This window comes from Variovorax sp. Varisp85, assembly GCF_047304045.1.
Taxonomy (GTDB): domain Bacteria; phylum Pseudomonadota; class Gammaproteobacteria; order Burkholderiales; family Burkholderiaceae_C; genus Variovorax.
In genome coordinates this window covers 1-26,982 of the sequence record NZ_JBGLYN010000049.1, presented here as the reverse complement: position 1 = coordinate 26,982, position 26,982 = coordinate 1, and the positions used below count along the sequence as shown (strand labels likewise).

The 26,982-nt window shown below is 65.0% G+C and carries 25 protein-coding genes, 1 tRNA gene and 1 pseudogene; 10 read left to right on the top strand and 17 right to left on the bottom strand.

The annotated features are described in order from the left end of the window. Positions 1-5: 5 nt before the first annotated feature. The 3 genes from ACCC97_RS19175 to oxlT all read right to left on the bottom strand — a co-directional run bounded on the left by ACCC97_RS19175 (position 6) and on the right by oxlT (position 3,665). Entirely contained in the window at positions 6-1,565 is a 1,560-nt protein-coding gene (locus ACCC97_RS19175; RefSeq protein ID WP_413334402.1) for a formate dehydrogenase beta subunit, read from the bottom strand. Then, on the bottom strand, positions 1,562-2,089 hold the full coding sequence (locus ACCC97_RS19170; RefSeq protein ID WP_413334400.1) for a formate dehydrogenase subunit gamma: 528 nt from the start codon (positions 2,087-2,089) through the stop codon (positions 1,562-1,564). Before ACCC97_RS19170 ends, ACCC97_RS19175 begins: the two co-directional genes overlap by 4 nt. A 286-nt stretch (positions 2,090-2,375) precedes the next feature. Continuing rightward, complete coding sequence (oxlT, locus tag ACCC97_RS19165) at positions 2,376-3,665, bottom strand: oxalate/formate MFS antiporter (RefSeq protein WP_413334420.1); 1,290 nt, start codon at positions 3,663-3,665, stop codon at positions 2,376-2,378. Positions 3,666-4,344: 679 nt separating this feature from the next. On the opposite strand from oxlT, the gene ACCC97_RS19160 reads away from it, so the two are divergent. Then, positions 4,345-4,506: a hypothetical protein gene (locus ACCC97_RS19160; RefSeq protein ID WP_007834182.1), complete on the top strand. Its 162-nt coding sequence runs from the start codon at positions 4,345-4,347 to the stop codon at positions 4,504-4,506. Between the two features lie 42 nt (positions 4,507-4,548). Here the strand turns inward: ACCC97_RS19160 and ACCC97_RS19155 are convergent, their stop codons facing one another. The 11 genes from ACCC97_RS19155 to oxc form a co-directional block, all read right to left on the bottom strand. Continuing rightward, on the bottom strand, positions 4,549-5,496 hold the full coding sequence (locus ACCC97_RS19155) for a LysR family transcriptional regulator (RefSeq protein ID WP_007834180.1): 948 nt from the start codon (positions 5,494-5,496) through the stop codon (positions 4,549-4,551). Positions 5,497-5,561: 65 nt separating this feature from the next. Beyond that, positions 5,562-6,983 (bottom strand): pyruvate kinase, encoded by a 1,422-nt coding sequence (pyk, locus tag ACCC97_RS19150; RefSeq protein ID WP_413334398.1) that lies wholly within the window; start codon positions 6,981-6,983, stop codon positions 5,562-5,564. Then, positions 6,980-7,996, bottom strand: a complete 1,017-nt coding sequence (locus tag ACCC97_RS19145; RefSeq protein ID WP_007834176.1) for a 2-dehydropantoate 2-reductase — start codon at positions 7,994-7,996, stop codon at positions 6,980-6,982. The genes pyk and ACCC97_RS19145 overlap by 4 nt, the downstream gene beginning before the upstream one ends. Positions 7,997-8,048: 52 nt before the next feature. Further along, positions 8,049-8,825, bottom strand: coding sequence for a fumarylacetoacetate hydrolase family protein (locus ACCC97_RS19140; RefSeq protein WP_413334396.1), 777 nt, complete (start codon positions 8,823-8,825; stop codon positions 8,049-8,051). A gap of 52 nt (positions 8,826-8,877) precedes the next feature. Then, positions 8,878-9,777, bottom strand: coding sequence for a succinate--CoA ligase subunit alpha (gene sucD, locus ACCC97_RS19135; protein WP_413334394.1), 900 nt, complete (start codon positions 9,775-9,777; stop codon positions 8,878-8,880). Between the two features lie 326 nt (positions 9,778-10,103). Beyond that, positions 10,104-11,276 carry an ADP-forming succinate--CoA ligase subunit beta gene (gene sucC / locus ACCC97_RS19130; RefSeq protein ID WP_007834170.1) on the bottom strand — a complete coding sequence of 391 codons (1,173 nt, stop codon included), beginning with the start codon at positions 11,274-11,276 and terminating at the stop codon, positions 10,104-10,106. Between the two features lie 35 nt (positions 11,277-11,311). Then, positions 11,312-11,629, bottom strand: a complete 318-nt coding sequence (locus tag ACCC97_RS19125; protein WP_007834169.1) for a hypothetical protein — start codon at positions 11,627-11,629, stop codon at positions 11,312-11,314. A 199-nt stretch (positions 11,630-11,828) separates the two neighbouring features. Then, positions 11,829-13,076: a formyl-CoA transferase gene (frc, locus tag ACCC97_RS19120; protein ID WP_007834167.1), complete on the bottom strand. Its 1,248-nt coding sequence runs from the start codon at positions 13,074-13,076 to the stop codon at positions 11,829-11,831. Next, positions 13,073-13,519: a PAS domain-containing protein gene (locus ACCC97_RS19115; RefSeq protein ID WP_413314350.1), complete on the bottom strand. Its 447-nt coding sequence runs from the start codon at positions 13,517-13,519 to the stop codon at positions 13,073-13,075. Before ACCC97_RS19115 ends, frc (ACCC97_RS19120) begins: the two co-directional genes overlap by 4 nt. 154 nt (positions 13,520-13,673) lie before the next feature. Beyond that, positions 13,674-14,948, bottom strand: a complete 1,275-nt coding sequence (gene frc, locus ACCC97_RS19110; protein WP_007831046.1) for a formyl-CoA transferase — start codon at positions 14,946-14,948, stop codon at positions 13,674-13,676. Positions 14,949-14,976: 28 nt separating this feature from the next. After that, entirely contained in the window at positions 14,977-16,809 is a 1,833-nt protein-coding gene (gene oxc, locus ACCC97_RS19105; RefSeq protein WP_007831045.1) for an oxalyl-CoA decarboxylase, read from the bottom strand. Between the two features lie 152 nt (positions 16,810-16,961). Between oxc and ACCC97_RS19100 the strand changes: the two genes are divergently transcribed. Continuing rightward, entirely contained in the window at positions 16,962-17,570 is a 609-nt protein-coding gene (locus tag ACCC97_RS19100) for a Crp/Fnr family transcriptional regulator (RefSeq protein ID WP_007831044.1), read from the top strand. A gap of 162 nt (positions 17,571-17,732) precedes the next feature. On the opposite strand, the gene ACCC97_RS19095 is transcribed toward ACCC97_RS19100, so the two are convergent. The 3 genes from ACCC97_RS19095 to ACCC97_RS19085 all read right to left on the bottom strand — a co-directional run bounded on the left by ACCC97_RS19095 (position 17,733) and on the right by ACCC97_RS19085 (position 20,936). Next, positions 17,733-19,265 (bottom strand): tripartite tricarboxylate transporter permease, encoded by a 1,533-nt coding sequence (locus ACCC97_RS19095; protein WP_413334392.1) that lies wholly within the window; start codon positions 19,263-19,265, stop codon positions 17,733-17,735. 24 nt (positions 19,266-19,289) lie between these two features. Continuing rightward, positions 19,290-19,811 (bottom strand): tripartite tricarboxylate transporter TctB family protein, encoded by a 522-nt coding sequence (locus ACCC97_RS19090; protein ID WP_413314353.1) that lies wholly within the window; start codon positions 19,809-19,811, stop codon positions 19,290-19,292. Between the two features lie 105 nt (positions 19,812-19,916). After that, positions 19,917-20,936 (bottom strand): Bug family tripartite tricarboxylate transporter substrate binding protein, encoded by a 1,020-nt coding sequence (locus tag ACCC97_RS19085; protein ID WP_413334390.1) that lies wholly within the window; start codon positions 20,934-20,936, stop codon positions 19,917-19,919. Between the two features lie 229 nt (positions 20,937-21,165). On the opposite strand from ACCC97_RS19085, the gene ACCC97_RS19080 reads away from it, so the two are divergent. The 8 genes and pseudogenes from ACCC97_RS19080 to ACCC97_RS19045 all read left to right on the top strand — a co-directional run. Further along, positions 21,166-21,240 (top strand) — tRNA-Arg (locus ACCC97_RS19080). Positions 21,241-21,415: 175 nt separating this feature from the next. After that, positions 21,416-22,642 (top strand): tyrosine-type recombinase/integrase, encoded by a 1,227-nt coding sequence (locus ACCC97_RS19075; protein ID WP_413334388.1) that lies wholly within the window; start codon positions 21,416-21,418, stop codon positions 22,640-22,642. Positions 22,643-22,925: 283 nt separating this feature from the next. Beyond that, complete coding sequence (locus ACCC97_RS19070; protein ID WP_413334386.1) at positions 22,926-23,939, top strand: hypothetical protein; 1,014 nt, start codon at positions 22,926-22,928, stop codon at positions 23,937-23,939. Between the two features lie 102 nt (positions 23,940-24,041). Next, the gene (locus tag ACCC97_RS19065) at positions 24,042-24,248 is read left to right on the top strand and encodes a helix-turn-helix transcriptional regulator (protein ID WP_413334384.1); all 207 of its coding nucleotides are present in this window, start codon (positions 24,042-24,044) and stop codon (positions 24,246-24,248) included. After that, on the top strand, positions 24,245-25,132 hold the full coding sequence (locus tag ACCC97_RS19060; protein WP_413334382.1) for a toprim domain-containing protein: 888 nt from the start codon (positions 24,245-24,247) through the stop codon (positions 25,130-25,132). The genes ACCC97_RS19065 and ACCC97_RS19060 overlap by 4 nt, the downstream gene beginning before the upstream one ends. Next, a complete protein-coding gene (locus ACCC97_RS19055; protein ID WP_413334380.1) occupies positions 25,129-26,352 on the top strand; it encodes an AAA family ATPase in 1,224 nt (407 codons plus the stop codon). Before ACCC97_RS19060 ends, ACCC97_RS19055 begins: the two co-directional genes overlap by 4 nt. Continuing rightward, positions 26,352-26,804 (top strand): hypothetical protein, encoded by a 453-nt coding sequence (locus ACCC97_RS19050; protein WP_413334378.1) that lies wholly within the window; start codon positions 26,352-26,354, stop codon positions 26,802-26,804. The genes ACCC97_RS19055 and ACCC97_RS19050 overlap by 1 nt, the downstream gene beginning before the upstream one ends. Further along, positions 26,801-26,982 (top strand): annotated as a pseudogene (locus ACCC97_RS19045) (hypothetical protein); the annotation flags it as partial. The gene ACCC97_RS19050 and the pseudogene ACCC97_RS19045, both read left to right, overlap by 4 nt.

Genomic DNA, 26,982 nt, shown 5'->3' with positions numbered 1-26,982 from the left:
TCATCTCAAGCAGCCTTGCGATCGGGGACCGCAAGACCGAAGTCCTGCGGAAAGTGGTCGAGCGCGGAAAGCACCGGGAACGGCGTCATGCCGCCCATGGCGCACAGCGATCCGTGGACCATGGTGTCGCACAGGTCGCGCAGCAGGATCACCTGCTGTGCGCGGTTCTGGTCCGCGCGGATCTTGTCGATCACCTCGACACCGCGCGTCGATCCGATGCGGCACGGCGTGCACTTGCCGCAGGATTCGAGCGCGCAGAACTCCATGGCATAACGCGCGAGCTTCGACAGGTCGGCCGTGTCGTCGTGCACCACGATGCCGCCGTGGCCCACCGTGCCGCCGACGGCCGCATAGGCCTCGTAGTCGAGCGGCAGGTCCCATTGCGACTCGGGCAGGTAGGCGCCCAGCGGCCCGCCCACCTGCACCGCCTTGATCGGCCGTCCCGACGCCGAGCCGCCACCGTAGTCGTACAGCAACTCGCGCAGCGTGACGCCGAAGGCCTTCTCGACCAGGCCGCCGTACTTGATGTTGCCGGCCAGCTGCATCGGCAGCGTGCCGCGCGAACGGCCCACGCCGTAGTCGCGGTAGAAAGCTGCGCCGCGCGCCAGGATCAGCGGCACGCTGGCCAGCGTGATCACGTTGTTGATCAGCGTGGGCTGGCCGAACAGCCCCTCGATGGCCGGCAGCGGTGGCTTGGCGCGCACGATGCCGCGCTTGCCCTCGAGGCTTTCGAGCAGCGCCGTTTCCTCGCCGCACACATACGAGCCCGCGCCCTTGCGCACCGCGAGCGAGAAGCACTTGCCCGAACGCAGGATGTTGTCACCGAGGAAGCCCGCCGCCTCGGCGACGCGGATGGCCTCGTTCATGGCCGCGATCGCGCGCGGGTACTCGGAGCGCACGTAGATGTAGCCCTGCGTCGCGCCCGTGGCAAGGCCCGCGATGGTCATGCCCTCGATCAGCACGAAGGGGTCGCCCTCCATCGTCATGCGGTCGGAGTACGTGCCCGAGTCGCCTTCGTCCGCATTGCAGACGATGTACTTCTGCGCGGCGGCCGTGCCCAGCACCGTCTTCCACTTGATGCCGGCCGGAAAGGCAGCACCGCCGCGCCCGCGCAGGCCCGAGTCGAGCACCTGCTGCACGATCTCCTCGGGCGCGAGCGCCAGCGCACGGCGCAGGCCGGCGAAGCCTTCGTAGGCCTGGTAGTCGGTCAGCGACACCGGGTCGGTGATGCCCATGCGCGCGAAGGTCAGGCGCTCCTGCTTCTTGAGATAGGGAATGTCTTCGGTCGGGCCGAGCGCGAGCGGGTGCTTGCCGCCCGTGAGAAAGCCGGCGTCGAACAGGCCGGCCACGTCGTCGGGCGTCACGGGCCCGTAGGCGATGCGGCCGGTCGGTGTGTTCACCTCGACCAGCGGTTCGAGCCAGAACATGCCGCGCGAACCGTTGCGCACGAGCTCGAGCATGATGCCGCGCGCCGTGGCTTCCTTCGCGATGCGCTGCGCCACGCGGTCGGCGCCGGCTGCGAGCGCGGCCGAGTCGCGCGGGACGTAGACGGTGATGGTGCTCATGGGTTGTTGTCCTGCGCGATCAGCGCGTCGAATGCCCTGGGTGTCATGCGTGCATGCGGCTGGTCGTCGAACGTCATCGCGGGCGACGAGGCGCACAGGCCGAGGCAGAACGCGGGCTCCAGCGTGAACGCGCCGTCCTTCGAGGTGCCGTGCGCGCTGCATCCGAGACGCAACTCCGCGTGGGCGAGCAGCGCATCGGCACCCATCGACTGGCAGGCCTCGGCGCGGCAGATCTGGATCACGTGGCGGCCAGCGGGCTCGGCACGGAAGTGGTGGTAGTAGGTGACGACGCCATGGACCTCCGCACGCGAGAGGTTCAGTGCGTCGGCAATCGCCGGCACGGTGTGCGCGGGGATGTAGCCCAGCGCGTCCTGCACGTCGTGCAGGATCGGCAGCAGCGCGCCGGGTTCGTCCGCATGCTGCAGCAGGCTGCGCTGCACGGCGGCGAGTTCCTTGTCCTTGTCGATGGGAGCTGAGGCCGGATGCGGTACCTCGTGTCCCTGCTGCACCTGTTGTAGTTTCATGATCCCGTCCGGTCTGGTCCGTTGCCGCCTGCGCCGCCGTTGTCTTGCTGCCGGCGGAGCTGTTTTCATCGTGGTTTCGTCACGGGCCGCCGTCATGAAATCCGACGTGAATCCCGCGCTCATCCGCTTGAGGATCAATGTCGATGAATCGAGTGACAGGGGCCTTGACGCAAGTCAATTTCCGCGGAAACAAGCGCGGTGCCAATGCGCACAAACCCTGCGGCCCATCGGCAAAAAGCCCTGCCATCTTCATGGCAGGGCCGCGTGTATCGGAAGAGCCGACGGCTTACTCGATGGTGGTGGCGCGGCTCGCCTCGATGTGCCTGCGGCGCATCGGCCGCAACACGAACCACGCCATCAGCGCAGCAAGCGCATTGACCGCGCTGGCGGCGATGAAGACGGCCTGCCAGCTGCCGGTGGCGGCGGCGAGCACGCTCGACAGCGGCACCAGCAGCGAGGCGGTGCCCTTCGCGGTGTAGAGCATGCCGGCGTTGGATGCCGCATACCTCGAGCCGAAGGTATCGGCGCAGGTCGAGGGGAACAGGCTGTAGATCTCGCCCCAGGCGAAGAACACGATGCCGGTCAGGACGACGAAGAGGATCGGGTTCTGGCCGTAGTGGTAGAGCAGCAGGATGCCGACCGACTCCATCGCGAAGGCGATGAACATCGTCTGCTCGCGGCCGATCTTGTCGGACACCCAGCCGAAGAAGGGCCGCGTGAGGCCGTTGAGCACGCGGTCGATGGCGAGCGCGAAGGTCAGCGCGGGCAGCACCAGGCCCATGATGTTGACCGGCACGTCCATGATCTTGAAGTCCTTGGCGATCGGCGCGAGCTGCGCCGTGGCCATCAGGCCGCCGGCGGCCACCATCACGAACATCGCGTACATGACCCAGAACACGGGCGAGCGCAGCACCTCGGCCGGCGCGTAGTCGCGGCCCGCCTGCTGCACGTTGCGGCTGTTCGACGCCTTGGCATGGTGGGGCGCACGGGTCAGCATCCATGCGAGCAGGAACACGATGAGTCCCTGCCCGATCCCAAAATACAGGAAGGCCGCTTCGTAGCCGCTCGACTTGATCATCGCGGAGATCGGGATGATCGTGAGCGCCGAGCCCGCGCCGAAGCCCGCGGCGGTCATGCCCGCGGCAAGCCCCCGGCGATCGGGGAACCACTTGAGCGCATTGCCCACACAGGTGCCGTAAACCGCGCCCGCGCCGATGCCGCCGACGGCCGCCGCGATGTAGAGCAACGTGAGCGAATCGGCCTCCGAGTTGAGCACCCAGCCGAGGCCGCACAGCAAGCCGCCCACCAGCACCACGGGACGCGGTCCGAAGCGGTCGACGAGGTAGCCTTCGATCGGCACCAGCCATGTCTCGGTGAGCACGAAGATGGTGAACGCCACCTGGATCGCGGCGCGGCTCCAGCCGTGCTTCTCGGCGATCGGATTGACGAAGAGCGTCCAGCCGTATTGCAGGTTGGCGATCATCGCCATGCAGACGATGCCGATCAGCAGCTGGCCCCATCGGTATGCCTCGGATCGGCTCGCGGTGGCGCCATGGGTTTCGGATGGAGGGAACATCGCGGGGGTGGAACCTGCGATCGTTGAGGTGGGCCGATTCATGGTGTTGTCCTTGGTTTTTCGGTGAGGTCCGACAGACTTCGAATGCAGATAAATCAATCGAGCGATCGGTGCAAACAGCGGAAATAAAACGGGGTGCTGCGCCATGCGCCACACACGCCACGCGATCGGTACGCATCGACAGGCAACGAGGCTTCCTTGACATCGATACACCGCATGAAGATCACCTGGTTTTGCGCGTGAATGACTGTCGGTCGGAGCGACTCAAAAACTCTTGACCTCAGTCAAGTTCACACGAATCGCGGACTCGCAAGACCCCCGTGATATCCCTAGCAGGAGGCCTCTTCGCACGCGCGCATTGCGCTGCATCCGACATGCATCTCGCGATGCCGCGGCATGGTGTGCATGGAAGAAAAATTGCCCAGCTGGATCGCAAAGGTCTTCGCGGAACTTCGACGGTTCGTGCAATGACTTTCGCGATGCGCGTTGCGCTGATGCAAGCCCGTTTTGCGAAGCGCTCGTATGGCCACGCTGCACGCTTGTGCAGGAACCCGCCTGTCGTCGAAAAAATTGACCCAGGTCAAGAAACGCGAAAATGGCGTTTGCTCTCGTCTAGGGTAAACCCTAAAATTCAGGGTAATCCCTTCGGTCTTTCAGTTTCAATCCTTTGGAGCCCTCAATGAGCCACACCACCCTGAATTCCAGCGCCCTGCGCACTCCCGCCTCTTCGTCCACCGCCAACGATGCGCTGCGCGACCTCATCGCCGCCATGCCCATCGTGATCTTCTACAAGGCCGCGCGTGCCGCGCTGATGCAGCGTTCGCCGGCTGCACGGCGTTGAGCTTCCACACCGAACCGATCCTCCCCGAAGAGCGCGCGCGAGTTACTCGCCGCGCTCTTTGCCTTTGGGGCTTTCGAATGGAACGATCTGCGCGATCAGCGACGGTCCGTCACTCAGCAGGAAGTCCTTGAAGGCCTGCGCCACCGGCGGCAGGCGCTTGCTGCGACGGTGCACCACGTACCAGTTGAGCATCAGCGGAAAGCCCTCGACATCGAGCACGCAAAGGCTGCCGGCGCGCAGCTCCTGGCTCACCGTGTGCGCCGACACGAAGCTCACGCCCATGCCAGCGATCACGGCCTGCTTGATGGTCTCGGTGCTGCGGATTTCCATCGCGATGTTGATGCCGCTGAGATCGCCGCCGAAGCCGTCTTCCATCGAATGCCAGGTGTCGGAGGCTTTCTCGCGCACCACGAAGGGCTCGCGCATCAGCCGCTGGAGCGGGATCTTCTTCACGCCCACCAGCGGATGGCCCGGCGCCGCGACGATCACGTAGGGGTGCGGAGCGAACGGCTGGTTGACGGTGTCGAGATCGGTCGGCGGACGCACCATGATCGCGAGGTCGGTGAGGTTCTCGGCGATGTGCGTCAGCAGCTGCGCGCGGTTGTGGACCGTGAAGTTCAGCGTCACGCCCTGGTGCCGGCTCGCGAACTCGACCAGCAGGCGCGGAAAGAAGTAGTCGCCCGCGCTGATCACGCCCACGTTGAGCTTGCCGCCGGAGACGCCCTTGAACTGCATCATCGCGTTCTCGGCCGCCTCGAACTGCTGGATGATGGCGCGGCTGATCTGCAACAGCTCGGTGCCGGCGGGCGTGAGGTAGATCTTCTTGCCGAACTGCTCGAACAGCACGTTGCCGGCGTGTTCCTCGAGCTTGCGCACCTGCGTGGAGACGGCGGGCTGCGTGAGGTGGAGCTCCTCGGCCGCCCGCGAAAAACTCAGCAGCCGCGCCACGGCTTCGAAGACCTTCAACTGGCGCAGGGTCGCATGCTTCATCGGGTGAGAACAGGTGGCTGCGGTCGAGCGGCATCGTACAGCGCGCATGCGCCGATGGCGCGCGCTCAGCCGGGTATCCGCGCGACGTGCAGCAGGTTCGTCGTGCCCGATTGACCGAAGGGCAGGCCCGCCACCACCACCACGTCGTCGCCCGCCTTCGCAAAACCCTCGGCGCGCGCCGTGCGGCAGGCGCACTCGATCATCTCGGCCACATCGTGCACGTCCTCGACGAGCACCGCATGCACGCCCCAGACCATCGCCATGCGGCGTGCTGCGGCGGTGTCGGGCGTGAGGCTCAGGATGGGCACCGCCGGACGCTCGCGCGCAGCGCGCAGGCTTGTGAAGCCCGAGGAGGTATACGTCACGGTGGCGGCCGGCGCGAGCAGCGCGGCCACCTGGCGCAGCGAGGCGCAGACCGCGTCGGCCGTGGTCGACAGCGCCGCGTCATGCGTGGCGTCGATGCCCGCACGGTACGAGGGATCGGCCTCGACGCGCGCGATGATGCGGTCCATCATCGCGACCGCTTCGAGCGGGTACCTGCCCGAGGCCGATTCGGCCGAGAGCATCACCGCATCGACGCCGTCGTAGATGGCCGTCGCGACGTCGGACACCTCGGCGCGCGTGGGCACCGGCGAGGCGATCATCGATTCGAGCATCTGCGTCGCCACCACCACCGGCTTGCCGCCCTTGCGGCAGGCGCGCACGATCAGGCGCTGCAGCTCGGGCACCTGCTCGGGCGGCAGCTCCACGCCGAGATCGCCGCGCGCCACCATGATGCCGTCGCACAGCGCGACGATGGCGTCGAGATGCTCGATGGCCGCGGGCTTCTCGAGCTTGGCCATGATCCAGGCGCGCGTGCCAATGATGGCGCGCGCCTCCTCGATGTCCTCGGGCCGCTGCACGAACGAGAGCGCAACCCAGTCGACACCGATCGACAGGCCGAAGGCCAGGTCGTCGCGGTCCTTCGGCGTCAGCGGCGAGATCGGCAGCAGCACGCTGGGCACGTTGACGCCCTTGCGGTCCGAGATCGGCCCGCCGACCAGCACCGTGGTCTCGGCAAAGTCGGCGCCGTGGCTGTCCACGCGCAGCCGCAGCTTGCCGTCGTCGAGCAGCAGCTCGGTGCCTTCCTGCAGCGCGGCGAAGATTTCCGGATGCGGCAGCGGCGCGCGGCGTGCGCTGCCGCTGGTCTTGCTGTCCATGTCGAGCCGGAAGCGCGCGCCCGCCTCGAGCTGCGCGCGGCTGCCTTCGAAGGTGCCCAGCCGCAGCTTCGGCCCCTGCAGGTCCAGCAGGATGCCGATGGGCCGGCCGAATTCCTTCTCGAGGCGGCGAATGGTTTCGAGCCGCCGCGCATGGTCGTGCTGCGTGCCGTGGCTGAAGTTGAGCCGGAACACGTCCACGCCACGCTCGAACAGCGCGCGGATGGCCGGCTCGTCGGTGGTGGCCGGGCCGAGCGTGGCGACGATCTTTGCGCTGCGTGTGCGTCTCATGCTGTCGTCATTTCATGGAGCTTGACGCGGCCGCGCTGGTCTTCCATGGTCCGCGCGAGCAGCTTGACCAGGCTGTAGACCGTGTCGATGTGCGGCGTCGGGGTCTCGGTGAGCCGGGCCAGCTCGACCACGGCACCCACCAGCGCATCGATCTCCGGCGCGCGCCCGGCTTCCACGTCCTGCAGCATCGAGGTCTTGTGCTTGCCGACCTTCTCTGCGCCCGCGATGCGCTTTTCGAGCGTCACGCGAAACTCGATGCCGAGCTTGTGCGCGACGGCCTGCGCCTCACGCATCATCGCAGCGGCGAGATCGCGCGAGGGCGGGTACTGGCAGATGTCGACCAGCGTCGAGTGCGAGAGGCTGCTGATCGGGTTGAAGGTCAGGTTGCCCCAGAGCTTGAGCCAGATCTCGGCGCGGATGTTGTCGAGCACGGGCGCCTTGAAGCCGGCGCCGGTGAAGCAGGCGGCAACGCGGTTCACGCGTTCGCTCGCCGAGCCGTCGAGCTCGCCGACCGGGAAGCGGTCGCCTTCGATGTGCTTGACCACGCCGGGCGCGATCAGCTCCGAGGCCGGGTAGACCACGCAGCCGATCACGCGCTGCGCGGGGATCTTCGTGGCGACGAGCCCCGAGGGATCGACGCTACGCACCGGCGTACCCGCGAGCGCGCCGCCGTGCTGGTGGAAGTACCAGTACGGGATGCCGTTCTGCATCGTCACGACCACCGTGTCGGGCCCGAACAGCTTGGGCACGTCGTTCGCCACCGCCTCGACCTGGTGGGCCTTCATGGCGAGCACGACGATGTCCTGCGGACCCGCCTCGTCGTAGCGGTCGGTGGCCTTGACGTTGCGCGCCACCTGTTCTTCGCCCTCGGCCGAGACCAGCTTGATGCCGTTCCTGCCGATGGCTTCGAGGTTGGCGCCGCGCACGATGAACGTCACGTCCTCGCCGGCCAGCGCGAGCTTCGCGCCGACCAGTCCGCCGATGGCGCCCGCGCCGATGATTGCAATCTTCATGTCGATCCCCAAGAGTTGATTTCCTTGCGCGGCCGCTTCGGCATGCGCGTTGTCAGCCGAAGCGGTTGCTGAGTTTTCCGATGCCGCCGATCTCGATCTCGACGAGGCTGCCAGGCTTCATCGAGCCGACGCCGACCGATGTGCCACAGAGGATCACGTCGCCGCGGTGCAGCGTCATGTCCTGCGAGATCAGGCTCACGAGTTGCTGCACCGAGAAGCGCATGTCGCTGATCGGATAGTTCTGGCGCACCTCGCCGTTGAGCAGCGTGGTCACGGTGAGCGTTGCGGCATCGAGGCCGGTGGCCACAACCGGGCCCATCGGGCAGAAGGTGTCGAAGCCCTTGGCGCGCACCCACTGCGCGAACGAGGCGTCGCGGTTCAGGATGTCGGCCACGGTCACGTCGTTGGCGCAGGTGTAGCCGAACACATGGTCGAGCGCATCGGCTTCGGAGACGGCGGTGGCGGTCTTGCCGATCACGATGCCGAGCTCGCCCTCGAACACCACCTTGCCGTCGCACAGCGGCTTGCGGATCGGTGCGCCGGGCGCGAGGTAGGAGTTGGGCGTCTTCAGCAGGTACAGCGGCTCCGCCGGCACCGGCAGGCCCAGCTTGGCGCCGAGCGCATGGAAGTTGTTCCACAGCGCGATCACCTTGGTCGGCTCGGTGGGCGTGAGCAGCTGGAGCCCCGCCAGCGCAAACACGCGGCCCGTGGGCTCGGAACTGCCGAACATGTCGCCCCGGCGCTCGTGCACCGCATCGCCTTCGAGCGTGCCGAAACCGATGCCGCCGGCGTGTTCGAAGCGGACCCATTTCGTCTGTTCTTGCTGCATGTTGTCGTCTGCTTTCTGGATGGAGGATTCGGGTCGGCCGTCAGTCAGTCAGTCAGTCGAACGGCAGGTAGTCGGGGATCACGAGCGAGGCGAGCAGCTTTCCCATCTCCGCCGGATTGCGCGTGACGTGGATGCCGCATTCCTTCATCACCGCGAGCTTTTCCTGCGCGGTGCCGCGGCCGCCGGAAACGATGGCGCCCGCATGGCCCATGCGCTTGCCGGGCGGCGCACTGGCGCCCGCGATGAAGCCGACGACGGGCTTGCGCATGTGGTCGCGGATCCAGTACGCGCATTGCTCCTCGGCATCGCCGCCGATTTCGCCGACCATGATCACGGCGTCGGTGCGCGGGTCGTCGTTGAACATCCGCAGCACGTCGATGTGCCGCAACCCGCCGACCGGATCGCCGCCGATGCCGACCACGGTCGACTGCCCGATGCCGAAGCTCGCGAGCTGGCTCGCGGCCTCGTAGGTGAGCGTGCCCGAGCGCGAGACCACGCCGATGCGGCCGCGCTGGTGAATGTGGCCCGGCATGATGCCGATCTTGATTTCGCCCGGCGTGATGAGGCCGGGACAGTTGGGGCCGAGCAGCAGCGTCTTGCGGCCCTGCATGCGATGGCGCGTGCGGATCATGTCGCGCACCGGAATGCCTTCGGTGATGCAGATGACGAGTTCGAGCTCGGCATCGACCGCTTCGTCGATGGCCGCTGCGGCGAAAGGTGGTGGCACGTAGATCACGGAGACGGTGGCGCCGGTGCGGGCCTTGGCCTCTTTCACTGTGCCGAAGATCGGAATGCCGGCCAGCGACTCGCCTGCCTTCAGCGGGTTCACGCCCGCGACGAAGCAGTGCCGGCCGTTGCCGTATTCGAGGCACTGGGCCGTGTGGAAGCTGCCGGTCTTGCCAGTGATGCCCTGCGTGATCACGCGGGTGTGCTTGTTGATCAGGATGGACATTTCTGGGGTTCCATCGTGCGTTTGCCTGCGTTCCTGTTTCGGGGTGCGTGCGCAGGCCATCGGATAACTCCCTCCGCGAATGTCCCCCGGCCTGCGGCCTCCTCCTTTATTTCGCTGCGTGAGTCACCCGACGCCCTGCGCACGAGGACATGCTGCCGGTGCTCGCCGATCAACGACTGCCCTGAACAACGATCACGTCGATGGGGTGCCTTGCGCAGCGAAATAAAGGAGGAGCCCGAAGGGCGGGGGACATTCGCGGAGCAAGGCACCCCGTCGGCGTGATCGCACCCCGAAATGCATCGCATCAAAAGACAGGAGCTCATTTCCTAGCGCTCCCAGTTCCGAGCAGCCCCGATGGCCCGCTGCGCCGCCTCGGCCATGTCGTCGGTGTTGATGATCGACAGGCCCGATTGCGCGAGGATGGTCCGGCCCAGGTCCTCGTTGGTGCCCTTCATGCGCACGATCAGCGGCACGGTGAGCCCGGTTTCGCGCGCTGCGGCAACCACGCCGTGCGCAATGACATCGCATTTCATGATGCCGCCGAAGATGTTGACCAGCACGGCCTTGAGCTTCGGGTTGCGCAACATCAGCTTGAAGGCTTCGGTCACCTTTTCGGCTGTCGCACCACCGCCCACGTCGAGAAAATTGGCGGGCATTCCGCCGTAGAGCTTGATCGCGTCCATCGTCGCCATCGCAAGGCCGGCGCCATTGACGAGGCAGCCGATGTCGCCGTCGAGCGCGATGTACGAGAGGTCGAACTTCGAGGCTTCGACCTCCACCGGGTCTTCCTCGTCGAAGTCGCGCATCGCGGCGATCCCGGGCTGGCGGAACAGGGCGTTGGCGTCGAAGTCGAACTTCGCGTCGAGCGCCATCACGCGGCCGTCGCGGGTCAGCACCAGCGGGTTGATCTCGGCCAGCGACGCGTCGCTGGCATCGAAGGCCTGGTAGAGGTTCTGCATGAACACGCGCGCCTGCACCACCGAACGCTCGTCGATGCCGATGCGGCGCGCGATGCCGTCGGCCTCGGCAATGCGCAGGCCGGCGTCCGGATCGATGAAGAGCTTGTGGATCTTCCCGGGCGTGCGCGCGGCCACCTCCTCGATGTCCATGCCGCCTTCGCTCGAGGCCATCAATGCCACGCGCTGCGAATTGCGGTCGACCACGAAGCCGAGGTACAGCTCCTTGTCGATCTCGACGCTCTCCTCGACCAGCAGCTGCTTCACCACGCGGCCTTCGGGCCCGGTCTGGTGGGTCTTCAGCGTCATGCCGAGCATCTGGTCCGCATGCCGCCGCACTTCGGCGACGGACCATGCGGGCTTCACGCCGCCGCCCTTGCCCCGGCCGCCCGCATGAATCTGCGCCTTGACCACCCAGGCCCGGCCACCGAGCCGGGTAGCCGCATCCGCCGCCTCGTCGGGCGAGCGGCAGACGAATCCGCGGGGCGTTGCCACGCCGTAGTGGCGCAGGACGTCTTTACCCTGGTATTCGTGGATGTTCATGGCCGGGATCGACTGCTGGATTGAATTGATTTATTTCAGGCACCAAGCTCGACGCCGTGGCTTTCAGCCCAATTGAAATAGCTCGACGAAGCCATTTCCCGCTTTCTGTGGATTTCCTTCTTCTGCTCGATGGCCACCGCCAGGAATTCGGCGTCGTACGCCCGCAGGAGGTGCGGCTGATGGGTCTTCAGGTAATGGCCGATCCGCTCGCTGGCGTTCTGGCTCAGGTCCATCAGGCGGTCGTAGGTTTCGCCGTCCCAATGCCAGCGCAGTCCCAATTCGAAAAATGCTGCGTTATAGGCATTGCGCTCGATTTCGTCGCGCCAGTCTTGAACGGGCGAATGCTTTTCCATGACCTTCTCCTTGAATTGATGCCGGACTCGGCGGATTCAAATGTAGGACCGGTGATGAATAAATAAAAATTAAACTAATTTATAGAAATCATTCATCAAGAGTTATAGATTGAGGCCAGAAATACACGCGCCCAAGGGCCTTCCGCGCCACCCGCAGGCGGCGCTCTCGCAAATCAGGTTGGCGGGCCTGCGCCGCGCCTCAGATCACGCGTTCGGCCCGCAGGGTCGCCAGGTCGTCCGCGCCGTAGCCGAGCTGCCGCAGCACTTCCTCGGTGTGTTCGCCGAGCAGCGGCGAGCGCGTCACCACCGTCGGGCTGTCGGACATCTTGATGGGGTTGCCCACCGTCAGGTACTTGCCGCGCACCGGGTGGTCGACCTCGACGATGGTGCCGGTCTCGCGCAGGGACTCGTCCTCGGCGATTTCCTTCATCGAGAGGATCGGCCCGCAGGGAATGTCGTACTCGTTGAGGATCTCCATGGCCTCGAACTTGTCCTTGGTCATGGTCCACTTCTCGATGCGCGCGAAGATCGGCTTCAGGTGCAGCAGGCGCGCGGCCGGCGTGGCGTAGGCCTCGTCGGTGATCCAGCCCTCCTCGCCGATCACCTTGCACACCGCAGGCCACACGGCCGCCTGCGTGATGAAGTAGATGTATGCGTTGGGGTCGGTCTCCCAGCCCTTGCACTTGAGGATCGAGCCCGGCTGGCCGCCGCCCGAGGCATTGCCCGCGCGCGGCACGGCGTCGCCGAACTTGCCGTCGGGGTACTGCGGGTATTCGTGCATGGTGCCGGTGCGCTCCAGCCGCTGCTGGTCGCGCATCTTCACGCGGCACAGGTTGAGCACGGCGTCCTGCATCGGTGCGAGCACCTGCTGGCCGCGGCCGGAAGAGTTGCGCTGGAACAGTGCGGCAAGGATGCCGAGCGCGAGGTGCAGGCCAGTGCCGCTGTCGCCGATCTGCGCGCCGGTCACCAGCGGCGGGCCGTCTTCGAAGCCGGTGGTCGAGGCTGCGCCGCCGGCGCATTGGGCGACGTTCTCATAGACCTTGCAGTGCTCGTATTTGCCGGGCCCGAAGCCCTTGACCGAAGCGACGATCATGCGCGGGTTGATCTTCTGGATGTGGGCCCAGGTGATGCCCATGCGGTCGAGCGCGCCGGGCGCGAAGTTCTCGACCAGCACGTCGCAGGTCTTGATCAGGCTGTCGAGAACCTCCTTGCCCTTGGGGTTCTTGGTGTCCAGCGTGATCGAGCGCTTGTTGTGGTTCAGCATGGTGAAGTACAAGCTGTCCGCGCCGGGAATGTCGCGCAGCTGGCCGCGCGTGGCATCGCCTTCGCCTGCCCGCTCGACCTTGATCACGTCGGCGCCGAACCACGCCAGCAGCTGGGTGCAGGTGGGGCCCGACTGCACGTGGGTGAAGTCGAGGATCCGAACGCCTTCGAGTGCCTTGCTCATTGACTGTCTCCTTCTTTGACCATCGCGGCTTCGACTTCTACCAGACGGGCGCGCAATTTGCGCTCCTCCGCAAAGCGGACGGATTCATCCCGCACGATGGCGACGATGCCCGTGACCTCGTGATCGGCGGAGAACAGCATCGACACCGTGAAGGCGATCGACAGCGTGTGCCCGTCCTTGTGCAGCGCCGGCACGCGCAGCAGGTCGGCGCCGTACTTGGTGATGCCGGTGTCCATCGTCTTGTGGTAGCCATCCCAGTGCCGCTGGCGCTGCCGCTGGGGAATGATCAGGTCGAGCGACTGGCCGAGCGCCTCGGCCTCGGTAAACCCGAAGATGCGCTCGGCAGCACGGTTCCACAGCGTGATCGCGCCCTGCGCGTCGCACACCATGATGGCATCGCCAGCGCCTTCGACGAGCTGCTTGAAATCGATGTTCGCTTGCATGTTTACCTCTGGCGCTTCATTTCAATCCAGAACCCCGCAGTGCCACTGCCCTTCCAGAGACACCGCGGAACCGGCTCCGCCGGGCCGCAGGTGTCGCCCCCTCGAAGGGGGTGGGCGCTGCCACACGAAGTGGGCAAGCCTGGGGGTGAGCCAACTAGACGGCTTTTGATTCCTTCAGGTTGTCGATCTGCTGCTGGGTGTAGCCCAGCTCCGCCAGCACCTGGTCGGTGTGCTCGCCCAGCAAGGGCGAGGCGGTGACTTCGGGCTTGAGGTCCGAGAACTTGATCGGGCTGCCGATGGTCCAGTAGCTGCCGCGCTCCTTGTGCGGAACTTCGACGATCGAGCCGCTCTTGCGCAGCGACTCGTCATGCAGCAGTTCCTTCATCGACAGCACCGGGGCGCAGGGAATGTCGTACTTGCGGAAGATGTCCACGGCCTCGAACTTGGTCTTGTCCTTGATGAAGTCCTCGATGGTGGCGAAGATCTGCTCGATGTGCGGCTGGCGGGCCTTGGCCGTCATGTAGTCGGGGTCGGTCTTCCATTCGGGCTTGCCCAGCGCCTCGCAGATCGGCTCCCAGGCGTGGCCCTGCACCGTGAAGTAGATGTAGGCGTTGGGGTCGGTCTGCCAGCCCTTGCACTTCAGGATCCAGCCGGGCTGGCCGCCGCCGCCGGCATTGCCGCCGCGCGGCACGACCTTGTCGGCGAATGCGCCCATCTCGTGCGGGTACTGCGGGTATTCCTCGAGGTAGCCCACGCTGTCCAGGCGCTGCTGGTCGCGCATCTTGACGCGGCACAGGTTGAGCACGGCATCCTGCATCGAGCAGGCCACCTTCTGGCCCTTGCCGGTCTGCTGGCGGCCGATGATGGCCGTCAGGATGCCGATGGCCAGGTGCATGCCGGTGTTGGAGTCGCCCAGCGCGGCGGCCGAGATCGTCGGGGCGGAGTTCTCGCCCTTCCACCAGCCGGTGGTGGAAGCGGAGCCGCCGGCGCACTGCGCCACGTTCTCGTACACCTTCAGGTCCTCGTAGTGGTGGCCTTCGCTGAAGCCCTTGACCGATGCGACGATCATCTTCGGGTTCAGCTCCTGCAGGCGTTCCCAGGTGAAGCCCATGCGGTCCAGCGCGCCGGGGCCGAAGTTTTCCACCAGCACGTCGGATTCGCGGATCAGCTTTTCCAGCACGATCTTGCCCTCGGGCTTCTTCGTGTCCAGCGTGATCGAGCGCTTGTTGCTGTTGAGCATGGTGAAGTACAGCGCGTCGACGTTCGGAATGTCGCGCAGCTGGCTGCGGGTGACGTCGCCGGCGCCCGGGCGCTCGACCTTGATCACGTCCGCGCCGAACCAGGCCAGCATCTGCGTGCAGGCAGGACCGGCCTGCACGTGCGTGAAGTCGATGATCTTGATGCCGTTGAGGGGTTTGATGCTGCTCATTTGGGGTATCTCCTTGGATGGAATTGAGTTACTTCTTCTTCGCCGTGCTGGGGTTCAGGCTCGTGATGCGCCCGCTTTCCGTGCCCGCGGTTTCGTCGATGACGGCGTTGATCAGGGTCGGCCGGCCGGAGGCGACGGCCTCGGCCAGGGCCTTCTGCAGTTCGTCGGCGGTGGTGGCGTGCACGCCCACGCCGCCAAAGGCTTCCATCAGCTTGTCGTAGCGCGCGTTCTTGACGAACACGGTGGGCGCCACGTCGGCGGTGCCGCTGGGGTTCACGTCGGTGCCGCGGTAGACGCCGTTGTTGTTGAAGACGACGACGCACACCGGCAGGTTGTAGCGGCAGATGGTTTCCACCTCCATGCCGCTGAAGCCGAAGGCGCTGTCGCCCTCGATGGCGATCACCGGCTTGCCGGTGACCACCGCCGCGGCCACGGAGAAGCCCATGCCGATGCCCATGATCCCCCAGGTGCCCACGTCGAGGCGCTTGCGCGGCTCGTACATGTCGACGATGCTGCGCGCGAAGTCCAGCGTGTTGGCGCCCTCGTTGACGACGATGGCATCGGGCCGCGCCTTCACCTGATCGCGGATCACGCTGAGCGCGCTCTGGAAGTTCATCGGCGAGGGCCGCGCAGCCAGCGTCGCAGCCATCTTCGAGAGGTTCTTGTCCTTGCGCTCGGCGATGGCGCCGGTCCACTCGACCGGGGGCTTGGCCCACTTGGCATCGATGCCGGCCAGCAGCGCGGCCACGCAGGAGCCGATGTCGCCGATCACCGGCGCCTCGATGGCGACGTTGCTGTCGATCTCGGTCGGCGCGATGTCGATCTGGATGAACTTCTTGGCGCCCTTGTCCTGCGCCCAGGTCTTGCCCTTGCCGTGCGAGAGCAGCCAGTTGAGGCGCGCGCCGACCAGCAGCACCACGTCGGCTTCCTGCAGCACGTAGGAGCGCGCTGCCGCGGCCGACTGCACGTGGGTGTCGGGCAGCAGGCCCTTGGCCATCGACATCGGCAGATAGGGAATACCCGTCTTCTCGACCAGCGCACGGATGTCGGCATCGGCCTGCGCGTAGGCGGCGCCCTTGCCGAGCAGGATCAGCGGCCGCTTGGCGCCCTTGAGCAGGTCGAGCGCGCGCTTCACGGCGTCGGGCGCGGGGATCTGGCGCGGTGCGGGGTCGACCACCTTGATCAGCGACTTCTTGCCGGCTGCGGCGTCCATGGTCTGCGCGAACAGCTTGGCCGGCAGGTCGAGGTACACGCCGCCAGGGCGGCCCGACAGCGCCGCGCGGATGGCGCGCGCAATGCCCACGCCGATGTCCTCGGCATGCAGCACGCGGAATGCCGCCTTGCACAGCGGCTTGGCGATGGCGAGCTGGTCCATTTCCTCGTAGTCGCCCTGCTGCAGGTCGACGATCTCGCGCTCGCTGGAGCCGCTGATGAGGATCATCGGGAAGCAGTTGGTGGTGGCGTTGGCCAGCGCGGTCAGGCCGTTGAGGAAACCGGGGGCCGACACGGTCAGGCAGATGCCGGGCTTCTGCGTGAGGAAGCCGGCGGCGGCGGCGGCATTGCCGGCGTGCTGCTCGTGGCGGAAGGAGATGACGCGCAGGCCTTCGGCCTGTGCCATGCGCGTGAGGTCGGTGATCGGGATGCCGGGCAGGCCGAAGATGGTGTCGATGTCGTTGAGCTTGAGCGCATCGATGACCAGGTGGAAGCCGTCGATGGTCTCGGCCGCCGGCGCGCTGTCTTCGGTCGCGCCACCCTTGAAGGCGCGGACCACCGCTTCGCCGTCAGCATCGCGGCTTTTCGTGGGCTTGAGGGCATCTTCCAGCGTGGTGGCTGCCTCTTTCTCTGTTCTGACTGAAGACATGTCTCTCCTTCTGCATGGGTGAATGGCCAAGGCCCGAGCCGCGACTATGATTCGGGCCCAAGCTTTCGGCCGTTGACCTCGGTCAACTTTCCCGAAAACGGCGACGGCCCCGATGACCGGCGCCGGCAGCGAAATCGAGCAAGACGGTGACCATGACGTTGTTGGAAAACCATCCGGAGAAGAACATCATTCGCGCCCAGCTCCGGCAGAACATCCTGCTCAAGGACCTGAGCGAAGCCGACCGCGCCGAACTGGAAGCCCACTTGGTCATCGTGGACGGCAACAAGGGCGAGTTCCTGCTGCACCAGGGGGTGCGCGAGATGGAGCAGTACTTCATCCTCGACGGCATCCTCAAGCGGGTGGTGAGCAACCCGGAGGGCAAGGAAATGATCCTGCGCTTCGCCGACGAGAACGACATGGAGACGAGCTACGCCGCGCTGCGGCTGGGCACGCCCACGCCCTACGGCATCGTGTGCGTGACGAAGGCGCGGGTCGCGAGCCTGCCGCTGAAGGAATGGATCGCGTTCCTGAACCGGCATGCGGAAACGAAGGAACTGTTCGAGTTCCTCGTGATGCGCGGCATGAGCGAGATCATGGCGCACACGATCACGCTGCATCTTCTGGACGCCGCCGGGCGTGTGCACCGGTTCATGCGCAAGCACCCTGAACTGGAAGACCGGATTCCGAGCAAGGAGCTGGCTTCTTATCTGAATCTCTCGGCGGAAACCCTTAGTCGGCTTCGCAAGCGCGGGAAGATTTAGCTCTCTCGGTTGTCCGGGTGCGTGCGAATGACACCGGGCACTCCCCTGCGCGAATGCCCCCCGGCCTGCGGCCTCCTCCTTTATTTCGCTGCGCAAGGTACCCCATCGGTGTGAGCGCGCCCCGAACAACCCGGGTCAGCGCGATCACAGGCAAGTTGCTGGTCAGTCCACCGGCCGCTCGACCGCAAACTCGTCGGGCTTCTTCGGCTTCCTGATCACGGCCAGCGCCTTCGAGATCAGCGGCCAGAACAGCAGCACCAGCGCCAGCGTCGTGATGCCGCCGACCAGCGGGTTCGAGAACATCACCATCACGTCGCCCTGCGAGACCAGCATGGCCTGGCGGAACGAGTCCTCGGCCTTGTCGCCGAGCACCAGTGCAAGCACCAGCGGCGCCAGTGGAAAGTCGAGCTTCTTGAAGAGGTAGCCCACCACGCCGAAGCCGAGCATGAACCAGATGTCGAGCATCGCGTTGTGCACGGTGTAGGCGCCGATGGCGCAGATCACGATGATCACCGGCGCGATGATCGAGAACGGAATGCGCAGGATCGACGCGAACAGCGGCACGGTGCTCAGCACCACGATCAGGCCGACGATGTTGCCGAGGTACATGCTGGCGATCAGGCCCCAGACGAAGTCCTTCTGCTCCACGAACAGCAGCGGCCCCGGCTGCAGGCCCCAGATCAGCAGGCCGCCCAGCAGCACCGCTGCGGTCGGCGAACCGGGAATGCCGAGTGCCAGCATCGGCAGCAGCGCGCTGGTGCCGGCCGCGTGTGCAGCGGTCTCGGGCGCGACCACGCCTTCCATCTCGCCGGTGCCGAACCTGGCGCCCTTCTTCGACATCTTCTTCGCGAGGCCGTAGCTCATGAACGAGGCCGGCGTCGCGCCGCCGGGCGTGATGCCCATCCAGATGCCGATGAGCGAGCTGCGGATGGAGGTCACCCAGTATTTGGGCAACTGCTTCCACGTCTGCCACACGACCTTCGGATCGATCTTGGCGCTCTTGCCCGAGAACTTCAGGCCCTCTTCCATCGACAGCAGGATCTCGCCGATGCCGAACAGGCCGATCACCGCGATCAAAAAGTCGAAGCCGCGCATCAGCTCGGGCTGGCCGAAGGTCAGGCGCAGCTGGCCGGTGACGGTGTCCATGCCCACGCTGGCGAGCGCGAAGCCCAGCGCCATCGACGCGAGGATCTTGAAGGGCGAGCCCTTGCCCATGCCGACGAAGCTGCAGAAGGTCAGCAGGTACACCGCGAAGAACTCGGGCGAGCCGAACTTGAGAGCGAACTTCGCGACCAGCGGCGCAAGGAAGGTGATCATCACCACCGCGAGAAAGGCGCCCACGAACGACGAGGTGAAGGCCGTCGTCAGCGCGGCGCCGGCCTGCCCGTTCTGCGCCATCGGATAGCCGTCGAAGGTGGTGGCCACCGACCACGGCTCGCCCGGTATGTTGAACAGGATCGAGGTGATGGCACCGCCGAACAGCGCACCCCAGTAGATGCACGACAGCATGATGATCGCCGAGGTCGGCGACATCGTGAAGGTGAGCGGCAGCAGGATCGCCACGCCGTTGGCGCCGCCGAGCCCGGGCAGCACGCCGATCAACACGCCGAGGATGATGCCGACGAACATCAGGCCGATGTTCATCGGCGTGAGGATCACCGAGAAGCCCTGTATCAGGGCGCCGATTTCTTCCATTTCGCTTGTGCTCCTTGAACGGGTTCAGTAGCCGAGGAACCGAAGCGGATCGAGCGCGCCCTTGAAGAGCGGCACCTTGAACCAGACCTCGAACATGCAGAAGAACAGCGTGTTGACGGCCAGCGCGGCAAGCACGCTCTTGGTCCATGCGTACTTGCCGAGCACCACCATGAACAGCGCGATATACATCGCCGACGCCACGTAGATGCCGAGAACGGAGATCGCCAGCACGTAGACCGTGGCCGGCACCAGCACCGACAGCACGCGCTTGAGCTGCACCGGGTCGACGAAGACCACGGTGCTGCGGTTCCTGCCGAGCAGCGACTGGTAGAGGATGCCGGCGCCGGAGATCGTGATGATCACGCCGATGAAGAACGGAAAGTAGCCTGCGCCGGGACCGTCGCTGGTCCAGCCCGCGCCGAGCTTGCGCGCCTCGAAGACCACCACCAGGCCGATCGCCAGCAGCAGCAATGCGACTGCCGCTTCGACCAGGTGCGTGGAGATGCCCGGACGCGCCGCGCCCTCGGATGTTTCGTCGTGCTCCATGGAGCCCCCATCGTGATTGTGTGAGAGAAGAAAGCGACGGATGCGGCACGCCCGCGGTCCGCCGGTCAGCCGGCCTCGGGCGGCAGCGCTCGCAGCCGGTGCGGCCTACTTGGCGCTCGCGAGGAAGCCCGCCTCGGACATCAGCGTGCGGTGCGTGGCCTCGGCCTCGGTGAGCCACTTTGCGAAGGCGTCGCCGGTCATGAAGGTCGGGTTGAAGGCGCCCTTCTCCATGTATTCCTTCCAGTCGGGCGTGGCGGCCACCTTGGTCAGCAGGTCCTTGTAGAAGGCGAGCTGGTCGGGCGTGACGCCGGGCGGCATGAAGATGCCGCGCAGCATCGTGTATCGGGTCGGCACGCCCGCCTCCTTGCAGGTGGGGATGTCGTTCCACGACTGCGTGTCGGTGACCTTGGCCTTGAAGGGCATGCGCTCGTCGTCGAACACGCACAGCGCGCGCAGCTTGCCCGCGCGCCATTGCGCCACCGCCTCGATCGGGTTGTTCACCGTCGAGTTCACATGGCCGCCCACCAGCTGCACCGCCACCTCGCCGCCGCCCTTGAACGGCACGTAGATGAACTTGGTGCCGGTGGCCTTCTCGAGAGCGACCGTGATGATCTGATCTTCCTGCTTCGAGCCGGTACCGGCCATCTTGAACTTGCTCGGCCCCGCGGCCTTCACCGCCGTGACGTACTCGCCGGCGTTCTTGTAGGGCTCGGCCGCGTTGGTCCAGAGCACGAACTGGTCGAGCGCCAGCATCGCGACCGGCGTCATGTCCTTCCAGTTGAAGGGCACGCCGGTGGCCATCGGCGTGGTGAACAGGTTCGACAGCGAGATGACGATCTTGTGCGGATCGCCCTTGGCTTCCTTCACCGCCAGGAAGCCCTCGGCGCCCGCGCCGCCCGACTTGTTGACGACGATCAGCGGCTCCTTCATCAGCTTGTACTTGATGACGATGCCCTGCAGCAGCCGCCCCATCTGATCGGCGCCGCCGCCGGTGCCGGCGGGAATCACGAACTCCACCGGCTTGGTGGGTTCCCATGCGAGGGCAGGCGCGGCGGTTGCCAGCGCCAGGACCGCCGCGGCAACGGCTGTCGCGCGACCCAGAACGTGCGAAGCGAACTTCTTCATCAGGCTATCTCCTGTGTAGTGTTTCGCTCTTTTTTGTTCTTGGATCTGAGCAGAGATGCAACGGGCACGATGGTGCGCGCCACCGATTCACGCCGGCTTGATCGCGGTCAACTTTTCTGAGATTTCGTATCGGGGTAAGCCCGCGCTGGCGGGGCCAGCGCATCCCGTCATCGGGAACCCTATAAAATCGCGGCGCGCAGCGGGCTTCCAGCTTCCTGCGCCTCCATCCGTCTTCGTAGTTCAATGGATAGAACGGGGTCCTCCTAAGACTCAGATACAGGTTCGATTCCTGTCGAAGGCACCATGGGGTCGAATCACAGCGTCTCACGAAGCCTCAATACCCGCACGTTTCCCCAGCGTAGCGGGTTTTTCTTTGCCTCGGGCCGTGTCACGGCGTAGCATCACATTGCAGAGAAATACCGTCATTTTTGTCGGTATCTTCGGAGCACCGGCGGCGGAATACCGTCAAAGGAGCAGCGATGGCATTGACAGACACGTTCGTTCGCCAGGTAAAGGCCACCGGCAAAGCCCTCGGGGACAAATATGCCGATGGCGGCGGCATGTACTTGCTGGTCAAGGCGCCGGGCAAGTACTGGCGCCTCGACTACCGCTTCCATGGCAAACGCAAGACCTTGGCGTTGGGCGTCTACCCCGCCGTGACGCTCGCCAAGGCTCGCCAACGGCGCGACAAAGCCCGCGAACAACTGGCAGACGGGATTGATCCTGGCATCGCCCAGCGCGAGGAAAAGCGGGCGAAAGTCGACGCCGCCGCAAACACCTTTGAGGCCGTTTCGCGGGAATGGCTGGCCAAGACTTCCGGCAAGCGCGCCGCGATCACGCAGGCCAAGGTCACGAGCTGGCTTGAGAAAGACGTGCTTCCGTTCATCGGGAAGCTGCCCATTGCCAGCATCAAAGCCAAGGACGTGCTCGACAAGGTCGCCCGCCGCATGGAAGCGCGAGGTATTCACGAGAGCGCCCATCGGATCGTTCAGATTTGCTCGCAGGTGTTCCGCTACGCCGTCGCCGTGGGGGTGATTGAGCGCGACGTGACCACCGACCTGAGGGGGGCGCTGGTGGCGGTCAAGAAGGCCAACTATGCCGCCATTACGGAGCCCAAGCAGGCGGGCCAGCTCATGCGCTCTATTTACGCCTATGCGGGCCATCCCTGCGCCGTGGCGGGGCTGAAGCTTTCGCCGCTGGTGTTCGTCCGCCCGGGCGAATTGCGCGCCGCGGAGTGGGCCGAGATGGACCTCGACGCCGCCGAGTGGCGCATCCCTGCCACCAAGATGAAGATGAAGGTTGAGCACCTGGTGCCGTTGTCACGGCAGGCTGTGGACATTCTGCGGACTCTGCAGCCGTTCACCGGCCACGGCCGGTACGTGTTCCCCAGCATCCGCACCGGTGAGCGCTGCATGAGCGAGAACACCATCAACGCGGCGTTGCGCGGCATGGGCTACGCCAAGGATGTGATGACCGCCCATGGGTTCCGCGCCATGGCCCGCACCATCATGGACGAAGTGCTGGAGGAGCGCACCGACCTGATTGAGCATCAGCTTGCCCACATGGTGAAGGACCCGAATGGCCGAGCCTACAACCGCACAGCGCATCTGCCAGCACGACGGGCCATGATGCAACGGTGGGCCGACTATCTCGACAAGCTGCGAATCGGTGCTGAAGTGATCCCGCTGCGCAAATCGAAGAAGTAATTTTGCCAAGCCAGTGCGCTGGCGAGGTCAGCGGCCCAAGCTTCGAAGCTCTGGGTTTGCCGAGTGAGTGGCCCGCAGCAAGCAAAGCGGTCGCGTAGATAGCATTGATACCTTCCGGTACCTCATCATGGCCTGGGGCCATCGACGCGATCAGCGGGATGCGGACGGATAGTGGAGGCATTGAGCGTCGGCTCATGGTGAAGGACCCGAATGGCCGGGCCTACAACCGCACGGCGCATTTTCCGGCGCGACCGTTCTGCCAACCCGCACCCTGAAGAACGCAATGAGCAAACTTTTGAAACTTAAAGAATGGCTCACGCTGCAGGAAGCGGCGCGCCACCTGTCGATTATGTTCGGCGAGCAGGTAACTGAAGCCGATGTTCTCAGGTTGGGGTTGGACGGACATTTGCGCCTCTCGGTCAATTTCGTGAACCGTGCCACCGCCCGGCGTGGGCGGGTTTCCAGGTACACCGACGAAGCCCTGAGGGCGGCCATCGCAAGTGGCAACTTGCCGGCGGATTTGCAGTGGGTCGTTTGGCCACCTGATCTTGTAGCAAGCTTCAATATTCTCCCGGAATCGGCACAGGGTAAGTCGGTCACGAGCCTCGTGAGCTTGAAGCTCGATGATGAGCGCTACCTCACCCTTGGCGATCAAGTCAAGGAACTTGAAGGCATCTGGGACTTGCCCATGTTGGGAGGCGAGCGGCTCGATGTCGAACACTGGTTCCAGCGACTGACGGACGGCCCAGCCGTAACGCTGGAGACCTTCGACGGTGCTTTCGTTCAACGAGAAGACGGCGAAATTTGGCAACTTCAGGAGAGCTTCGACAGCAACCCATTCAAGCGCGGTTCAAGAGCAGCGCTTGAACGGCTGCAAACGCATATTGCCGAGAACAATATAGCGCCAGGAGAGGCAGCGGGGTTGCTTGCGACCTACCAGGAAGATCGGAAAAAGTATCTTGCCGACCGGAAACTTCATCCCAACAACGACTACTACCCGGCCGGGTCTCTGCCGCGTGACGCAGTCGTCGTTGTTCGTACAGGTGCCTTGCTCGACCTGCAGCAACAGTCCGAAGATCGCCGCGACGAAAAGCCACTTGCAGAACGCGAGCGAAATACTTTGTACCGCATCATCGGCGTGTTGAGCAAAGAGGCAGGCCTCGACCTCACGAAGCCCTCAAAGGCCGGACTCACGATGGAAAGCTGGGCGGCCTCAATGGGCGTCGACTTGGCAAAAAGAACGGCCGAAGAACACCTCAAGAGAGTTGCAGCTTCCATGGAGGGCAGTAAGAGCTGAACAGGCAACTGCCTATTTGGTTTGGCAGTTGCCCCTTCTTCGGACCCAAAGAAAACACATTCGACCCTTATCGCGCCATGGCGCATTTTTAAGGGGCGTTCAATGTCACAGAGGATTATCCGGGTCGCAGAGCTTGCGACCAGCAAAGGCAAGCCCGGGTTGTTGCCCGTCAGTCCCGCAACCGTCTGGCGGTGGGTTCGTGCGGGGCAATTCCCCAAGCCGTTCAAGCTCAGCGAATCCGTCACCGTGTGGGATGCCGCGGCTGTCGAGGAATTTATTGCGAAGCGGGCGAAAGGAGCTGCGCAATGAGCGCCGTCGATCAATTCTTGAGCGCGATTGAATCGGCGGGCCTGGTTCCACCGGCCATCATCCGCGGCGACGGCAAGCTGTACCGCTTCAGTCCCTCCGGCAGGTGCGGCGACAACGCTGGATGGTATGTGCTGCACCTCGACAGTGTGCCCGCCGGATCTTTCGGCAACTGGCGCACTGGGGAATCCCAAAACTGGTGCGCCAAGGAAGAGCATGACCTGACGGACATCGAACGGCAGGAACAGCGCGAGCGCATCAGGGCGGCACGTCGCATGCACGATGCCGTGTCTACCCGCAAGCAAGGCGAAGCCGCATCGAAGGCCCTGGCGTTGTGGGCCCAGTGCGAATCGGTCCGGTCGCACGACTATCTCACGCGCAAGGGCATCGAGGCCCACGGCGTGAGAACCGATGGCCATCATCTGTTCGTGCCGATTCGCGACACCACGGGCGAGCTGCACAGCCTGCAAACCATCTCGCCCGATGGCGCCAAGTGGTTCATGCCCGGCGGTCGGGTGCGAGGCTGCTATCACATGATCGGACACCCCAAGGGGCGGCTGATCACGTGCGAAGGCTATGCCACCGGTGCGACGATTCACGAGGCCACGGGCGATGCTGCTGCAGTCACCTTCAGCGCCGGGAACTTGCTTTCGGTGGCGGTGGCACTGCGCGCCGAGTACCCCTCCATCGAAATCATCATCGCAGCCGACGATGACTGGAAAACCCCGGGAAATCCGGGTCTGAGCGCGGCGAGATTGGCGGCGCAGGCCGTAGGCGGCAGAGTGGCGAAGCCGAACTTCAGGGGCCTGCCCCGGGCTGACAAGGACACCGACTTCAACGACTTGGAGCGGCTCGTCGAGGCAGTACGGGTCGGGAGAGCGGTATGAGCCCCGGTCTTGAAGCGGTGCGAGCCAGTGTTGAGGCCGCAGCCCCTGAGCCGATCAACGGGGTAATACTGATCAACGGCGCCGACCTGAAACCTGAACCGATTCGATGGTTGTGGCCTGGGTGGCTGGCGCTGGGCAAGCTGCACATCCTCGCTGGCGCTCCTGGTGAGGGCAAGACCACGATCGCCATGGAGATGGCTGCAACAGTCACGGCCGGCGGACATTGGCCGGATGGCACGCAGTGCGAGCCGGGCAACGTGTTGATCTGGAGCGGCGAGGACGATCCCGCCGACACCCTCTTACCGCGCTTGCTGGCCGCCGGTGCCGACCGCACACGTTGCAGCTTCGTCAGCGGCACGCTGATCAAAGGCGAGGTGCAATCATTTGATCCAGCCCGCGACATGGGGGCGCTGGAAGAACAGGCCCGAGTCATCGGTGGCGTGAAGCTGCTGATTGTCGACCCTGTCGTTTCTGCTGTTCGAGGAGACAGCCACAAGAACACCGAAGTGCGGCGCGCTCTGCAACCCGTGGTCGATCTTGCGAGTCGAATTGACGCAGCGGCGGTCGGGATCACCCACTTCAGTAAGGCTGGCGCCGGGGCCGATCCCGCGAGTCGGGTGGTCGGGTCGATTGCCTTCGCGGCGGTGGCCCGCGTCGTCTTGGTGGCCGCAAAGGTCAGAAACGAGAACGGCGAAGACCGACGCGTCCTTGCCCGTGGGAAGTCCAACATCGGCCCGGACGAGGGGGGCTTCGAGTACAGCATCGAGCAGGTGGAGCCCTCGCCCGGCATCGTCGCCAGTCGCATTGCCTGGGGCCAATCGGTCGCAGGCACGGCGCGGCAGTTGTTGGCAGAGGCGGACGAACAGCGGCGCGGGGCCACCGCGAAGGGCGAAGCCGAAAGCTTCCTGCGCGACCGCTTGATCGCGCCGATGCCGGTCAATGCCTTGATGCGCGAAGCCGCGGAAGCGGGCCATGCCTGGCACACGATTCGACGTGCCGCTGACAGCCTTAGAGTCGTTCGCAGGAAGGGCGGTCTCAAGGAAGGCTGGTACTGGGAGCTTCCCGAAGATGCCCAGAAACCTCCGAAGGTGCCCACGCAAAACGATGGGCACCTTCGGCAGAAATTGGGCACCTTCGGCGAATCGGGAGATGAAGCCGGCTGCAGCCCTGCGGCCCACCGCGCTGTGCCGAACGGCGGATGCTCCGAGGAGGTGCTTTGATGAAACCAGTCGACCTCTACCGCGCTGTTCACGATGCCGGCATGTACCTCCGGGGCGACGGCGACAAGCTGGTAGTCGGCCATTGCGAGGGGTTGACCGCCGAGCTTCGGCAGCTTCTGCGCGAACACAAACCTGCGATGCTTATGTTCCTGGCCGAGGCCCACGATGCTCTCGCTGAACTCTTGGAGATCGCGATGGGCGTATGTGATCACTATGGCGACGGCCTTGCCGCCCGCGCCGACATGAAGCGGGGCTGTCTCTCAACACCGCTGCACCTTCGGAATGATCTGCTCGACCATTTCCGGGGGTGCTACCCGGCATTGGGCGAATCGGTCAGTCGCGAGTGGCAAGAAGACGACGCATCGATCGCGGGTAGGAGTGCCCCGACGAAGACCAGCTCACCGCAAGATGTTGCGCGATCGAGCACATCGTCCAGAAGGAGTAAGCCATGAAGGTTGCCACCTATCGTTCTCGCACTGGCGGCGCCGCCATCCCCGACCTGGCGGTACACATGGAGCGTTTGCTGTTCGCAGAATTCACTCGCAATCAAGGTTGTCCGCGCCGAAGTAGAACTGAGCCACCGCGCCGCTTGAATCGTGAGCCAGGGGTGGAAGCCGACGCAGCAATGGT

Coding starts and splice junctions, on each gene's coding strand:
- ACCC97_RS19065 (WP_413334384.1), top strand. CDS start 24,042: ATGTCACAGAGGATTATCCGGGTCGCAGAGCTTGCGACCAGCAAAGGC.
- ACCC97_RS19175 (WP_413334402.1), bottom strand. CDS start 1,565: ATGAGCACCATCACCGTCTACGTCCCGCGCGACTCGGCCGCGCTCGCA.
- ACCC97_RS19060 (WP_413334382.1), top strand. CDS start 24,245: ATGAGCGCCGTCGATCAATTCTTGAGCGCGATTGAATCGGCGGGCCTG.
- frc (WP_007834167.1), bottom strand. CDS start 13,076: ATGAGCAAGGCACTCGAAGGCGTTCGGATCCTCGACTTCACCCACGTG.
- frc (WP_007831046.1), bottom strand. CDS start 14,948: ATGAGCAGCATCAAACCCCTCAACGGCATCAAGATCATCGACTTCACG.
- ACCC97_RS19140 (WP_413334396.1), bottom strand. CDS start 8,825: ATGCAGCAAGAACAGACGAAATGGGTCCGCTTCGAACACGCCGGCGGC.
- ACCC97_RS19055 (WP_413334380.1), top strand. CDS start 25,129: ATGAGCCCCGGTCTTGAAGCGGTGCGAGCCAGTGTTGAGGCCGCAGCC.
- ACCC97_RS19090 (WP_413314353.1), bottom strand. CDS start 19,811: ATGGAGCACGACGAAACATCCGAGGGCGCGGCGCGTCCGGGCATCTCC.
- ACCC97_RS19095 (WP_413334392.1), bottom strand. CDS start 19,265: ATGGAAGAAATCGGCGCCCTGATACAGGGCTTCTCGGTGATCCTCACG.
- oxc (WP_007831045.1), bottom strand. CDS start 16,809: ATGTCTTCAGTCAGAACAGAGAAAGAGGCAGCCACCACGCTGGAAGAT.
- ACCC97_RS19115 (WP_413314350.1), bottom strand. CDS start 13,519: ATGCAAGCGAACATCGATTTCAAGCAGCTCGTCGAAGGCGCTGGCGAT.
- ACCC97_RS19085 (WP_413334390.1), bottom strand. CDS start 20,936: ATGAAGAAGTTCGCTTCGCACGTTCTGGGTCGCGCGACAGCCGTTGCC.
- ACCC97_RS19155 (WP_007834180.1), bottom strand. CDS start 5,496: ATGAAGCATGCGACCCTGCGCCAGTTGAAGGTCTTCGAAGCCGTGGCG.
- ACCC97_RS19160 (WP_007834182.1), top strand. CDS start 4,345: ATGAGCCACACCACCCTGAATTCCAGCGCCCTGCGCACTCCCGCCTCT.
- sucC (WP_007834170.1), bottom strand. CDS start 11,276: ATGAACATCCACGAATACCAGGGTAAAGACGTCCTGCGCCACTACGGC.
- ACCC97_RS19125 (WP_007834169.1), bottom strand. CDS start 11,629: ATGGAAAAGCATTCGCCCGTTCAAGACTGGCGCGACGAAATCGAGCGC.
- ACCC97_RS19075 (WP_413334388.1), top strand. CDS start 21,416: ATGGCATTGACAGACACGTTCGTTCGCCAGGTAAAGGCCACCGGCAAA.
- pyk (WP_413334398.1), bottom strand. CDS start 6,983: ATGAGACGCACACGCAGCGCAAAGATCGTCGCCACGCTCGGCCCGGCC.
- ACCC97_RS19170 (WP_413334400.1), bottom strand. CDS start 2,089: ATGAAACTACAACAGGTGCAGCAGGGACACGAGGTACCGCATCCGGCC.
- ACCC97_RS19070 (WP_413334386.1), top strand. CDS start 22,926: ATGAGCAAACTTTTGAAACTTAAAGAATGGCTCACGCTGCAGGAAGCG.
- ACCC97_RS19145 (WP_007834176.1), bottom strand. CDS start 7,996: ATGAAGATTGCAATCATCGGCGCGGGCGCCATCGGCGGACTGGTCGGC.
- ACCC97_RS19100 (WP_007831044.1), top strand. CDS start 16,962: ATGACGTTGTTGGAAAACCATCCGGAGAAGAACATCATTCGCGCCCAG.
- oxlT (WP_413334420.1), bottom strand. CDS start 3,665: ATGTTCCCTCCATCCGAAACCCATGGCGCCACCGCGAGCCGATCCGAG.
- sucD (WP_413334394.1), bottom strand. CDS start 9,777: ATGTCCATCCTGATCAACAAGCACACCCGCGTGATCACGCAGGGCATC.
- ACCC97_RS19050 (WP_413334378.1), top strand. CDS start 26,352: ATGAAACCAGTCGACCTCTACCGCGCTGTTCACGATGCCGGCATGTAC.